This is a genomic window from Collinsella sp. LCP21S3_D3, assembly GCF_052118305.1.
Lineage (GTDB): Bacteria > Actinomycetota > Coriobacteriia > Coriobacteriales > Coriobacteriaceae > Collinsella.
The window spans coordinates 171,170-183,690 of sequence record NZ_JBQKHK010000001.1; the positions used below are offsets into that span (position 1 = coordinate 171,170).

Annotated in this window: 9 protein-coding genes; 3 read left to right on the top strand and 6 right to left on the bottom strand. The window is 58.5% G+C overall.

What is annotated here, in order from left to right; genetic code table 11:
* Nucleotides 1-7 precede the first annotated feature (7 nt).
* Complete coding sequence (locus ACTQ1S_RS00730) at nt 8-643, top strand: histidine phosphatase family protein (RefSeq protein WP_441048236.1); 636 nt, start codon at nt 8-10, stop codon at nt 641-643.
* A 127-nt stretch (nt 644-770) separates the two neighbouring features.
* Here ACTQ1S_RS00730 and ACTQ1S_RS00735 read toward each other — a convergent pair whose 3' ends face one another.
* Nucleotides 771-1,451, bottom strand: a complete 681-nt coding sequence (locus tag ACTQ1S_RS00735; protein WP_441546815.1) for a DUF1015 family protein — start codon at nt 1,449-1,451, stop codon at nt 771-773.
* A gap of 39 nt (nt 1,452-1,490) precedes the next feature.
* Nucleotides 1,491-2,711 (bottom strand): M20 family metallopeptidase, encoded by a 1,221-nt coding sequence (locus tag ACTQ1S_RS00740; protein ID WP_441546816.1) that lies wholly within the window; start codon nt 2,709-2,711, stop codon nt 1,491-1,493.
* Nucleotides 2,712-2,865: 154 nt separating this feature from the next.
* Here ACTQ1S_RS00740 and ACTQ1S_RS00745 point away from each other — a divergent pair, with 154 nt between their 5' ends.
* Complete coding sequence (locus tag ACTQ1S_RS00745; RefSeq protein WP_441546817.1) at nt 2,866-3,915, top strand: hypothetical protein; 1,050 nt, start codon at nt 2,866-2,868, stop codon at nt 3,913-3,915.
* A 348-nt stretch (nt 3,916-4,263) separates the two neighbouring features.
* Here ACTQ1S_RS00745 and ACTQ1S_RS00750 read toward each other — a convergent pair whose 3' ends face one another.
* The 4 genes from ACTQ1S_RS00750 to ACTQ1S_RS00765 form a co-directional block, all read right to left on the bottom strand.
* Nucleotides 4,264-5,427 carry a phosphoglycerate dehydrogenase gene (locus ACTQ1S_RS00750; RefSeq protein WP_441083239.1) on the bottom strand — a complete coding sequence of 388 codons (1,164 nt, stop codon included), beginning with the start codon at nt 5,425-5,427 and terminating at the stop codon, nt 4,264-4,266.
* A gap of 69 nt (nt 5,428-5,496) precedes the next feature.
* On the bottom strand, nt 5,497-6,621 hold the full coding sequence (gene serC, locus ACTQ1S_RS00755) for a 3-phosphoserine/phosphohydroxythreonine transaminase (RefSeq protein WP_441083238.1): 1,125 nt from the start codon (nt 6,619-6,621) through the stop codon (nt 5,497-5,499).
* 126 nt (nt 6,622-6,747) lie between these two features.
* Nucleotides 6,748-7,098, bottom strand: coding sequence for a type II toxin-antitoxin system RelE/ParE family toxin (locus tag ACTQ1S_RS00760; protein ID WP_217107952.1), 351 nt, complete (start codon nt 7,096-7,098; stop codon nt 6,748-6,750).
* Nucleotides 7,085-7,387: a type II toxin-antitoxin system Phd/YefM family antitoxin gene (locus ACTQ1S_RS00765; protein WP_427794330.1), complete on the bottom strand. Its 303-nt coding sequence runs from the start codon at nt 7,385-7,387 to the stop codon at nt 7,085-7,087. The genes ACTQ1S_RS00760 and ACTQ1S_RS00765 overlap by 14 nt, the downstream gene beginning before the upstream one ends.
* 380 nt (nt 7,388-7,767) lie before the next feature.
* On the opposite strand from ACTQ1S_RS00765, the gene ACTQ1S_RS00770 reads away from it, so the two are divergent.
* A complete protein-coding gene (locus tag ACTQ1S_RS00770; protein WP_441546818.1) occupies nt 7,768-12,510 on the top strand; it encodes a hypothetical protein in 4,743 nt (1,580 codons plus the stop codon).
* The last annotated feature ends 11 nt before the right edge of the window (nt 12,511-12,521 follow it).

Sequence of the window (12,521 nt, forward strand, 5' to 3'; positions counted from 1 at the left end):
GACCCCTATGAACAAAGATCTGTATCTGGTCCGTCATGGACAGACAATATTCAACCTTAAACGCATTATTCAGGGATGGAGCGATTCGCCGCTCACGCAGTTGGGCTGCGAGCAGGCGGCGCGTGCCGGTATGTTCTTGCGTGCGCGTGGCGTTGAGCCCGATCACGCCTACACCTCGACGCTGCACCGCACCGAGCAGACTATTGCCAGCCTGTGGCCGGGCCTTGCCTACGAGCGTCTGGATGGCCTGCGCGAGTGGTTCTTTGGCGACTTTGAGGCCGAGCGCGTGATGCTGATGCCCGAGCGTCCGTGGCGTGACTTTTATCGTCAGTTTGGCGGTGAGGGCCAGATGCAGGTACGCGAGCGCATGGTGACGACGTTGACCGATCTTATGCGACGCCCGGACCATTCGTGCGTGCTCGCGGTGAGCCATGCCTCGGCCATCAAGGAGTTTTTGGACCACTCTAGGGGAGCGGCGGCCGACGAGCGCGAGCGCGTGCCGGGCAACTGCTCGGTTCTGCATTTTGCGTTTGACGATGCAACCGATACGTTTGAACTGGTCGAAGTCTTTACGCAGGAGGATTACGCGCGTGAGCTGGGGCTAGAGCCGCTCGTGGCGGCGGCGGGTCCGCGGCGTGGGTAGCGCGGGTGCGGCGATTCGGATCGCCGACATAATTGCTCGATGCGAAGGGGGCGGGGATGGCTGCGCAGGCATCCCCGCCCCTTGCTTGTTGAGCTGCCGAGTCTTTGTGCTGGGCGTTTAGGCCCCGTTAGAACCGTGAGATCTGGTGAGTGAGCAGACCCGTCGGAACCTGCGGCGCGCCGCCGCTGACCTGCGCGGCGGGGAACAGCACGGCCACGGTAAAGTTGAACGGCTCTTTGCCCGTGTAGGTGCCGGCTGCGCGGGCCTCGTCTGCCAGGAGCTGCGCCGCCCCTGCCAGCGCGGCAGCGTAGGCGGGGTCGTCGGCCAGTGCCGGCTCCGGTGCCTGATCGAGCATGGCTCGGATGGCGGCAACGGCGTCCTCGCGCTTGACTTCCCATACGCGATGCGTAATGCCGGTGGGGTCGGTGACGGCATAGAGCGACGCGCCCTCTTTGGCGGCGCCCAGGATGATATCCATGACGGGCGAGGCTTCGTAGGCGAGCGACACGGGGCGCGGCTGCACCTTGAGCTCGGCGATTGTACGGGCGGCTGCGGCCGCATCTGCGGAAGCTGCGTCGTCGCCCGTCAGTACGCCGACCGGGCAGATCGCCACGACACCCGTCACGCGCCCTGGCTCTCCGGAGCATTCGTACACGTAATACGCCGCGCCCGGATCCTTGAGCATGAGCCCATCGGCAATCGCACCGCGCAGGGCGTCGTTGCCGATCAGGATGTCGCCCATCTGCGGCAGCGCCTCGAGCACACGGTCCTGAGCTGGGCGGATGCAGGGAAACGGAAGAGCTTTCATGGACAGTCCTAACGCGCGAGTCGGTTTGTTTGCGGCTTATTATGCCCCAACTTGGCTATTCGCGCCCCAGAGCGTGTTGTCGGCGAGCGCGATCAGCACCCGCTGGCAGCGAACGATATCGGCGTGGGGCACATATTCGTTGGGCTTATGGGCGAGCGCGAGCGAGCCTGGGCCATAGCTCATGCAGTTGCGGTTACCCGTCTTGCCGGCAATGACGGCAGTGTCGGTGTAGCCGGTAAAGAAGCCGACGGTCGTGTCCGCGCCTGTCACGTCATCGGCGGCACGCTTGAGCGCGGCTAGAAGGGGAGAGACCGGATCGCGCTCGATGGCGGGTCGGTCGCCTGTCACGGTATAGCTTCCATGGCAACCGGGGACTGTGGCTTCGGCGCCGGCGATGGCCTGCTCTACCATGCGCGTCGCGGCGGCCGTATCGGTCGGCGGCGTCAGGCGCATATCGACCCAGACCTTGGCGCGGTCGGGCACGACATAGGGGCGATAGCCGCCCTCGATCTGTCCAAACGTGATGGTCGAAGCCCCCAGCTCATCATGCACGGGCAGCGCCGCGAACGCATGGCGCAGCGCACAGACGGCCTCGGCCATGGCGGCGACGGCGTCGGCGCCCTTCCAGGGCTGGCTCGCATGCGCCGTGACGCCGGTCATCTCGATCTCGAACCATGTGCGACCCTTGTGCGCCACCTGAATCTGTCCGTCGGTGGGCTCGGTGTCCAGCACCCATTCGCGCGAGCCGACCCAGCCGGCATCGATGGCCGCCTCGGAGCCGCGCATAAAGTCCACTTCGTCGACCGAGCAAATAAGCGAGAAGCCACGGTGGGGCAGCTCACCATCCGCCGCCACGCGCTCGAGTGCGTGGACAAGCGCGGTAATGGCGCAAGCCAGGCCGCCCTTCATGTCGCAGGCGCCCCGGCCAAAGAGTTTGTCGTTGCGCACGGTCGCCCCGAGTGGCGGTGTGTCCGCGTTCCAGCCATCTCCTAGGGTGACGGTATCCATATGGCAGATGTAGACGAGTCGCGCCTCGTCGCTCACACCCGGCACGGTGACCATAAGGTTGCGGCGCCCGGGGAGTACTTCGAGCTCTGCAACCTGCACGGCATCGAGCGCAGGACTATCAAGCTGCGCCAGCTGCTGTTCAATGAGCCTCTTAATGAAGTGTTCGATCTCGCCTTCGTAGGCGCCCGGGTCCGAGCTATCAATCTTCACGAGCTCCTGCGTAAGCCGCCAGGCAAAGTTCTCATCAACCATATGCAACCTCACAATCAGTTTGTTTCCAAAACCGATTGTAAGCCACCTGGAAAATTCGCGACGTGTGCGTAGCAGTATTAACCGTTCACAGGCCGAGCCATCGCGTTTGGCGTCCGGGCAGGCTCGCAAACGACGCAATGGGTACGTATCCTTCATGGACGACATGCTGTGCGACATATCTGCCTTTCGGTATCACCGGATACCTCCACAGGTCTTGGCAATAATGCCGGATCTGCCCGATTCTGTGGACGATCCGCGCAGGGAGCATCTTTGTGAGCACCCGCTCGTCAAGTATTTCCTGGGCACTCCGTTACACGTGTTGGCGCAGGGCCTCTGCGGGCGCAAGGGCGGTCGAATTGTCAGGCATGTCTGGAACGGGGAGAGGCCGTTTGATTCCGTGCGGCAGACAGAGTTTGGCCTTGATGTTGCGTCCCCGCTCTTTACCCTGCTGACCCTGGCTTCCTCGGTCTCAAATGAGCGCCTGATCATGTGCATGTATGAGATGTGCGGCACCTTTGCCGTGTGCAAGATTGCGCCTCAGGTAAAGTCGGCACTTGAGCAGGCGTATGGGAGCCGGTGGGGTGACGCACGGTTGGGCTGGGAAAACGTAAAGGATGCCTCGGGGAATCCAACGGACCTGTGGAAACGACCGCCCTTGATTGAGCTCTCTGAACTAACCGAGTACGTCGATAAGATCCAGGGGCTCCGCGGTGCTAAATCGTTCACGCGTGCCGCGAAATGTATTACGGGGGTTGTGGCATCGCCGCTCGAGGTCCAGGCTTCGATGCTGTTTGGCCTTACGAGGTTGCGCGGCGGCGAAGGGCTGCGCCTTACCAATAACGTTGAGATTCGCATGACGCGCAGCGCCCGCCTGATTTCGGGGCTTGATAGGCGCTACGCCGATATCCTGCTGTCAAATAAGGACGGCAGCAGAGAGTGCCTGGTTGAATGCCAAGGCAAAGCCATTCATGGATCCATAGAATCCAAGATCTCGGACTCCGATCGAACGACGGCGCTGCAAGCGATGGGATATCCTGTCGTTCTGATGACCTATGGTCAGCTGGTCGACTCCGATGCCTTCCGCGTGGTGATGGAACTCATCATGTCCTATCTCGATGTGCCGTTGAAAGACAAGACGCCGCGGCAGCAAGAGCTCGAACGGCGGCTTCGTGAGGAGATTTTTATCGATTGGGCGGGAATGTAGCCGTGCGGGTGGAAAACGGTCGCGTGAGCTAGGGTTTTGGCCGCAAAAAGGCTTCAATTTCGCCTTTGGAGGGCCCTAAAAATGCTATCTAGAATAAGTTGTTTCGGAAAATAGACAGTCAACTTACATTCGGCACAGAGAGATCGATTTTTACCTACTAAAGTCCCTGATAAAGCTGTTTATCAGAGCAGGTGCTCTCAGTGATTTAGGCATGACTGTCTATTATCCGAAAAAACTTAATCTGGGTAGCAATTTCAAAACCAGCCGGAGCAACGAAATCGGCCCCCGTTTCGCGAAAACGGGGGCCGAATGAGCTTCATTGCCTGTCTGGCAGGCTTGGCGCCGACGCTACTTGATCACGCGTACGCGATACATCGACGGAATCTGCTTGAGCGCCTCGATGGTGCTGCTGTCCAGGTGCTCGTCCGTGTCGAACATGGTGTAGGCGTTCTCGCCGGCGGACTCGTTGGTCATACGCTGCACGTTGGCGTTGTCCTTGGCCAGGATTGCCGTGATCTGGCCGATCATGTTGGGCACGTTGGCGTGCAGGCAGGCAATGCGGCTTGCGGCGCGCGCCTTGCCCATGCTGCAGGCGGGGTAGTTGACGCTGTGCGCGATGTTGCCGTTCTCCAGGTAGTCCTTGAGCTCGCTGATGGCCATATCGGCGCAGTTGGCCTCGGCCTCGCCGGTGCCGGCGCCCGAGTGCGTGGTGATAAACGTATTGGGCATCTTGACGGTCTTGGGCGTGGCAAAGTCGCAGCTAAACCAGCTCAGCTTGCCCGCGCGCAGGGCTGCGTCGACGGCGTCCTCGTCAATGATGGTCTCGCGCGCATAGTTGATGAGCACGGCGCCCGGGGCCAGCAGGTCGATCTGCTCGATGCTGATCATGCCGATGGTGTCGGCCTTGCTGGGCACGTGTACGGTGAGGTAGTCGCAGCCGCGGCAGAGGTCCTCGAGCGTGCCCACGCGCTGCACCTCGCGGCTCAGTACCCATGCGTGCTCGACGGAAATGAACGGATCGTAGCCGTAGACGTCCATGCCCAGATCGACGCAGGCGTTGGCGACCTTGGAGCCCACGTTGCCCAGACCGATGACGCCGATGCGCTTGCCCTTGAGCTCACGGCCCACAAAGGCCTTCTTGGCCTTCTCGGCGTCGACCTGAATCTCGGGGTCGTCGGCGTTGTCTCGCACCCAGTTCATCGACTGCACCACGCCGCGGCTCGAGAGCACCAGCATGCCCAGGACGAGCTCCTTGACGGCGTTGCTGTTGGCACCGGGGGAGTTAAAGACGACGACGCCCTTCTTGGCGTACTCCTCGATGGGGATGTTGTTGACACCGGCGCCGCAGCGGGCGATGGCGCGGATGCCCTCGGGCAGCTCGTAGCCGTGCAGGTCGGTGGAGCGCATCAGGATGGCGTCGGCCTCCTCGGCGGTGCCCACAAACTCGTAGCCCTCGCCAAACTCGACCTTGCCGTCTTTGGTTATGTCGTCGATGGTTTTGATCTTGCGCATGAAAAACTCCTTAGCGGGTTTGTTTATAACAAGTGGTTTGAAGTGGCTGGTCGGCCCGCGGGTTGCGGGCTAGTTAGATCGCGGACTCAAACTATGCTGCGCTTCGAAGTCCTTCATGTACGAGGCCAGTGCCTTCACATCTTCCATGGTTACGGCGTTGTAGACGCTGGCGCGCATGCCGCCCACCAGGCGATGGCCCTTGACGTTTTGAATCTGGTGCTCGGCCGCGCCTGCGACAAAGGCCGCGTCGAGTTCGGCGTCGCCGGTGCGGAAAGTGACGTTGGCGATGGAGCGGCTGTCGGCCTGCGTGGTGCCATGGAACAGCTCGCTGTGCTCGAGCAGGTCATAGAGCAGGTTGGCCTTGGCCCAGTTGCGCTCGGCCATGGCGGCTAGTCCGCCGGTCTGCTCAACCCAACGGAACACCTTGCCGCACACGTAGATGCCAAAGGTGTTGGGCGTGTTGAGCATGGAGCCCTTGGCGGCTTGGGTCTTAAGGTCCATGTACTGCGGCGTCTGCGCAAAGGCGGGGCCATCTGCGATGAGGTCGCCGCGCACGATAACCACGGTCACGCCCGCGGCGCCGGCGTTTTTCTGCGCGCCGGCGTAAATGAGCCCGTAGCGCTCAACGTCGAGCGGCTGCGACAGAAAGCAGCTCGAGACATCGGCGACCAGCGGCACATCGCCGCAAGCGGGCAGCTCGTGGTACATGGTGCCAAAGATGGTGTTGTTCTGGCAGATGTAGACGTAGTCGATCCCGTTGCCCGCGGCCTCGGCGGCAATGCGCGCGTTGATATTGGCCATGGTGGGAATGCGGTCGAAATTGGTGTCCTTGGAGCTCGCGAGCAGCACGGCCTCGCCGTACTTGGCGGCCTCCTTGTACGCCTTGTTGGCGAAGTTGCCGGTCACGACGTAGCCGGCGCGGCCGCGGCGCATGAGGTTCATGGGGATGCCCGCAAACTGCAGCGTGGCGCCGCCCTGCAAAAACAGGACGCGGTAATTGTCGGGGATGCTCAGCAGGCGGCGCAGGGTTGTCTCGGCGTCGTCGATGATCTGCTGGTACATGCTAGATCGATGGCTCATCTCGAGCACGGACATGCCGCAACCGCGGTAGTCCATCATCTCGTCGGCGATCTCGGCGAGCACGCTTGTAGGCAGCGCAGCCGGGCCAGCTGAGAAGTTGTGCACACGTGCCATCTTCTAGTTCCCCTCGTAGTCGTTTGAACGTTCGGGATACTTTAGCACAGTGGAGCGCCAGGCGCGACCGCATCACGGTAAAACTCGACTGCGCCGCTATGATTTACAGGATGGTTACATGGGGGACTACTTGAGTAGTTTGAATCTACTCAAAGGGTTCTTTCGATGGTCCTCGATTGCCAGGATGCTGATGTTTCGCTGCTCAACATCCACGTGGTAGTACACACCGTAGTGCGCGCAAAAGAAGACCCTGCAGTCAATGGGCGGAAAGGCCGCCTGATAGTAGGGGTCGTATTCTTCGCCAAAATAAGGATGCTCGGCTAGAAAGTCGATGAGGTTGCCGATTCTGGCGTAGACTCGCTCCGAAGGAATCTCGGCATAGGCATAGAGTGCCTCGTCAGTCATGACAACATCAAAAGGCTTATCAAGTTCGTCGAGCTCCGAGTAGAACTCGACGTCTGCGTTATCCAATTTCATGGCGAGCCGCCCTGATGCGATCTGCATCTGCCTTGGCCTGTTTCCACGGTCGCACACGACCGTTTACTAAGTCGTCGTAGCCACGCGTGATGGCTCGCTGGATGCGTTCTTCGCGCTCCTGAATGGCGGTTAGTGCGCGCGTCTGCTCGTCATAGGCCTCGGCATCCATGACGACAAGCGATGCCGATCCGTTTTTGGTCAGGTAGACGGGCTCTTTGGTTTGGTGGCAGCTATCCGCTATGGAACCAAAGTTGCGTTGCAGATCTGAAATAGGCTTTACGATAGGCATATGAAACTCCTTACATAGAATCATATGTATAGTTTTATCTTGATTATAGCGTAAAGACAAATGAGGACATGAGCGAGCAACCTTGCTTGTCCCATCTGGTGGCAGAAAGACGTGTATGATGCGCGGCGCGCCCGCGAGACAGGTCCATTTTAATTGCCTTGGTGCCAAGGAAAATGAAAGGGCCTTCAGGCGTTCGCGATCGCCGTTCACCGATTAAAACTACCGCTCATCAGCATATGCACAGTTGATTTATTGCACAACAAAATGTTGCTAAACAAAAACGTTCGCAAGTGGCGTATGAAGTAATCATTGGCATAATTCTTCCTTTTTTCCAATACAGCTAGTGGGTTGTTTGGGGAATATCGGGGGGTCGTTTCTGTATGGACAACAATGCTGTGAGTGCAACAAACATTTCAATGGACGTAAACGCGTACTACGAGTCGCTCATTCTGGATGCGGTCGCGCAGGCCGATGCCCCACTGCACGAAGCGCTGGTGCGCTCGAGCGTGTATCGCACCATCAATGACTCATACGAACGTGCACTAGCCCAACTAGTTATAGGTGGCGAACTTTTATACGCCAACGGCGAGTACAGCATGGCGCCCGCTGCGGCCAAGGAGGTGGCGGAACCCGCAGGGGAGCCGGTGGCTGCTGATGCCATTGAGCTTGAGGCTGTTAAAAGCGAAGGTGCCGAGGGCGAAAACACTGGGGACGAGGACGTTGACGGCACCGTTGTTGATGATGAAAACGTTGAGTCTGAAGAGGCTGCGCCTGAGGCCGTTGAGTGCGATGCCGAAGAGCCCGAAGCCACAGAGCCTGAGACACTTGAGCGCGCGGCGGCGCCGTGGGCCGACGACGCCGATATTGCAGAGCTCGAGGCCGTTGAATCCGTTACTCCTGAGGCCCCTGCACCTAAGGCTTGCGGTCCCATTTCGTTGCGTGCAGATTCGACCCTTGTGCAGTTGAAGGTTAATGAGCGCAGCTGGCCTATTCCCGTTGCCGTGGGTGTTTCGTATGACAAGAAGCCGGCCGACGGTCTGTCTCTCATGGGATACGAGTCGCCGACGGAGCCTGCAGAGGTGGCGGTCGAGCGGCAGGAGCCGGCTCAAGTCGAGCGTCCCGAGCTTGCGCTGTCCTCTGAGCCCCAGCAGCTGGTCATTTCCTTCTCTGACAACATTGAGGCTGCGAAGGCTGTCTCTGAGCCCGAGTCCGCCTCTGGGCCCGTGCAGCCTGGGCTCGCGCTCGAACCCGAGCTCGAGCCTGCAAATGGGCACATGTCCGTTGAAGGGCCTGCGCCTGATGAAGAGCCTGTTTCCGAACCCGAACCCGAACCCGAACCCGAACCCGAACCCGAACCCGAACCCGAACCCGAACCAGAGGCTGAGCCCGTTGAAGCCGCCGTCAACAAGCTCGAGCGTCCCAAGTACCTGAGCGGTTGGGATGACCCGCGCTGCGTGTTCGACAGCGAGACTCAAGTCGCCTTTCTCGATAAACAGAATATTCGCGATGTGTTTGGCCTTGTGCGAGAGTTGGGAGGACTGTCGAGGGCGAGTCTTCGCGTTGCATTTGAGCAAAGGCTCGAGTCATTTGCATTGCCGCTTTCTCCGCAGTATCGCGCGCAAGCGTCGGAGCTCGGCAAACTTTCGGGCAACGACAATTTTGCGTTTGATGTATTTGGGAACCTGCGCAGCATCGGGCGCGACTGCCGCATCTATGCGAACGTTAAGGGTCCGATCACCGAAGCGTTGAGCATGGTCTATACAAGTGAGGGCGAACCGTTGTCGCTGTGGAACCTTCCAATTACGCCGACACTTCAGCGCAAATTAAAACGGAATTTGAAGATTAATAACCTTCCCGAACTGCTCATGCACAACAGGGTGGAGCTTCGAGCGGGCGGTCTTGTCACACAGGAGATACATTCGATTAACGATGCCTTGAATGACTGGTCATCGGGACGTTTGCAATTAGGGAAAACCGAGCACGATATGAAGCTTGCCCGTCTGTCGGCAATAGGTGGATGGTACCCGGCACCCCAAACTCCATTCGACCGCATCGAGACAGTTAACAGATTTGCCGATGAGGCCATCGTGCGCCTGCAGCAGGAAGACTTGGTCGTGAACATTCCCTCGTTCCGCCTTCTCTTTTGTACCAGGCTAGCGGGGAAGCTCGCAGAAGGAAGAAATAAAGAGGCTGCTGCGAGCTCAACGCTTGCGGCATTTAAAGGGGAATACCCCGCCTATAATGCCGCTATTAAAACGTTTGAGCGCCTGGGCTATGCGTCGGCTTGCCAGCACGTAGATATTGATATGGCTAATGAAATATCTACGTGCGAGAATGTAAATCCCGGAGATACTACCATTGGATCGGGCACTCGCGCTCAATCCAATACTGTGCCGGCCGGGTCTCTTGAGCCCCGTTTCGAGGGACATTCTTGCAAGGCAGGCCAGCTCGAATTTCAGAACATTACGGTGGAAGAAGCCCTCGAGCAGGTCTTTGACCGTAGGGCGGTAAACTTTAACAGGTGGTTTTCCGACCTTCAGTACGAGGACCGCATTCTTCTCGCTTACATGCTCATTGAGGATAAGCCCGAAAAATGGGTCGGTAACATTAACAAGTCTCCTGAGTATATTCGGGAGCGTTCTGATTTGCTCATGGCGGGGCGTCCGCGATTTGACATAGATGCATTTGGTCCGCTCTTTAAGACATACGAACTGTCTGCCGAGGAGTTTTACGAATTAACGCAGACTGCTCAGCCTGCTTTCCTGTATATGATTCGTGTCTACGGGCAGGGTGTTATTCCGCTTAAATACGCAGGGGTTGATAACGATCTGGAGCCGTCCATTCGTCAGGTGGTTCGTGCGTATTTAGCTTTTGCGGCAACCGAAAAGAATAATTGCCATGTAGAACAAAGAGACAATTTTGCTCGATACGCTGCAACTCCGGCTTTCAAGTCAGAGGTCAAAACAAAACGCGTTTTCGAGTCCAAGCCAGTGCTAAAGCCTGAACCTAAGGCCGTGTCGACGCAGGCTTCTAAGCTTGATCCGACCCCTTCACTAGTGCCCGAGTCCGAGCCGTCGCCCAAGATCGCCGCTGCCCCCGAGTCCGCTCCCGCCCCGGCTCCGGTACAACCGGCAAAGCCCTTTACCAGCAAGGTCGAAGACCTCACCGGCAAAGGCCCCATGTCCATCGATGCATGGCTTGCGTTGCTGCCCGCCGACGATGCCAGCCTGTTACGCTGGATCTTTAGCGATAAGCCGCTTATGGATTACCCGCACAAGCCCGCCGGTCTTGGTCCGCTTCGTCAGCGTCGTGCCGACCTGCTGTGCAATCGGCCGCGCCTCGACGAGGACAAATTCGCCCCGTTGTACCAGCGTTATGACCTTACCGAGGATGCGTTCTGCAAGATCACGCAGGCATCCCCGATGACTTTTGGCTACCTGAAAGCCGTTAAGGTATCGAATAAGTTTAGCCTGCGCCTTGCCGCCAACGATCACTCGTTGCCGCAGGAATGGCGTGATAGGGCGGCGCAGCTGAATCGTCATTCTTCTGCCGGCGTGCTCCGAACGCCCGTAAGTGTCGAGAAGGACAACACCTCCCAGCTCGAGCAGATCGCGCGTAAAAAACTGGGCAATTTCTCCACGCGCGGTGCCGCGCTGCGTGCCTTTGCCGAGTCTGGAGCCGTTGATGAGTATCACGACCTTAAAGATTTCCGCAACAGGTACCAGCTGTTTTTGGAAGACAACAAGTGCGGTTACAAACAGATGCTTTCGCTGCCTTCCGAGGACATCAGATGTCTTAACGAGCTGCGTGGCACGCACATGTTCCTGGTGGCGCGCGCCAATAAGATCCGCGCCTACAAGGTCGACAGCCGCTTTACGTCCGAGTTGCGTCAGATCCTGACGCTCGCCGTGGGGCGCAATATCGAGTGCGGCGCGGGCCTCATCCTACGCGAGAATCAGGAGCTGTGTGACCTCTACGACGTGCGTGATGACGAGGAGCTCTACGAGATTATCCGCTCATTTGTGCGTCCGGGTTCGGTGCCCGGCTTGGAAATGGGCTCGATGCCGCTCATTCGTCTGGGCAAAACGGACCGTAAAAACCAAATGCTCGATGTGCTGCGAGATGCGGGCACCGAGCTATCGCGCGAGGAGTTTGCCCAGCGCTATGCGGACAAGTACTGCGTGGAAACGAGGACGGTCCGCGGCAACTACCTGCGCGACATGAACGCATATCTGCGCAACGGCCGCTACTCGTATGTCGAGAGCAACCTTACGGACGAGCAGCAGCAGTTCATCAAAGATATGGTGACCGAGGACTACGTCTCGCTACCGTATGTCGCAGCGAGTTTTGCTGCCAAGTTTGGTACCGCATCCGGGCGACTCATTAACGATCAGTCACTGGCGCCTCTTGGTCTGGAAATCTCCAGGGACCTGATAGTCAAGGAAGGCGTGGACCTGCGTCAGTCGTTTACGAACCTGCTTATGTCGCGCGACAGCTTTGCCTACGGTTCCCCGGGCTTTGGCGACGAGGTCATCAACCATCCGGATTTTAGGAATGCCATTACGCCGCTGCTGCGCAACTTTACCTTTATCGAGTGCAACCACGATTCGTTTATTTCGCTCAAGCGGCTGAACGAATCGACAGGTATTCGACGTATTGACCTGGGCAGCTACGCGTATTCCCTGTTTGCCTGCACAGAGCCTGACGTGCCGTTTACGGTGACGAGCCTGCGTAAGCAGGGCTTTATGCATAAGCTCCATGCCGTGGTCGATGAATGTGGTTTTGACAATACGTTTTATGACTCAATCGTTCTGTACGGCCTGGCTCATGAGCAAATAAGGCGTACCCGCTTTAGCGGAGTTTACATGTTCTGTCGCAAGGAGGGGGCGTTTTCGTCGGGCGACGCGGTCGAATACGTCGTGAGGCAAAAGGGGCCTATCGAGGTGGGGGACCTGATCGATGCGTTCCAGGATGACTACGGCGTCGTAATAACCGCAGCCGATATTAACCGAGCCGTCCAGGACAAGGGGCTGTTCTACAACGAGGACCTCGACATGGTCATGCTCAGCAAAAGGATGAACGCAGAATACCTGCGCGAGCTGTATATCAAAAACAACCAATAGGAGGAGTCAAC

Bases quoted from the DNA above. Each gene is read 5' to 3' on its own strand.
- ACTQ1S_RS00745 (WP_441546817.1), top strand. From the start codon at position 2,866: ATGGACGACATGCTGTGCGACATATCTGCCTTTCGGTATCACCGGATA.
- ACTQ1S_RS00740 (WP_441546816.1), bottom strand. From the start codon at position 2,711: ATGGTTGATGAGAACTTTGCCTGGCGGCTTACGCAGGAGCTCGTGAAG.
- ACTQ1S_RS00750 (WP_441083239.1), bottom strand. From the start codon at position 5,427: ATGCGCAAGATCAAAACCATCGACGACATAACCAAAGACGGCAAGGTC.
- ACTQ1S_RS00765 (WP_427794330.1), bottom strand. From the start codon at position 7,387: ATGCCTATCGTAAAGCCTATTTCAGATCTGCAACGCAACTTTGGTTCC.
- ACTQ1S_RS00760 (WP_217107952.1), bottom strand. From the start codon at position 7,098: ATGAAATTGGATAACGCAGACGTCGAGTTCTACTCGGAGCTCGACGAA.
- ACTQ1S_RS00730 (WP_441048236.1), top strand. From the start codon at position 8: ATGAACAAAGATCTGTATCTGGTCCGTCATGGACAGACAATATTCAAC.
- ACTQ1S_RS00735 (WP_441546815.1), bottom strand. From the start codon at position 1,451: ATGAAAGCTCTTCCGTTTCCCTGCATCCGCCCAGCTCAGGACCGTGTG.
- serC (WP_441083238.1), bottom strand. From the start codon at position 6,621: ATGGCACGTGTGCACAACTTCTCAGCTGGCCCGGCTGCGCTGCCTACA.
- ACTQ1S_RS00770 (WP_441546818.1), top strand. From the start codon at position 7,768: ATGGACAACAATGCTGTGAGTGCAACAAACATTTCAATGGACGTAAAC.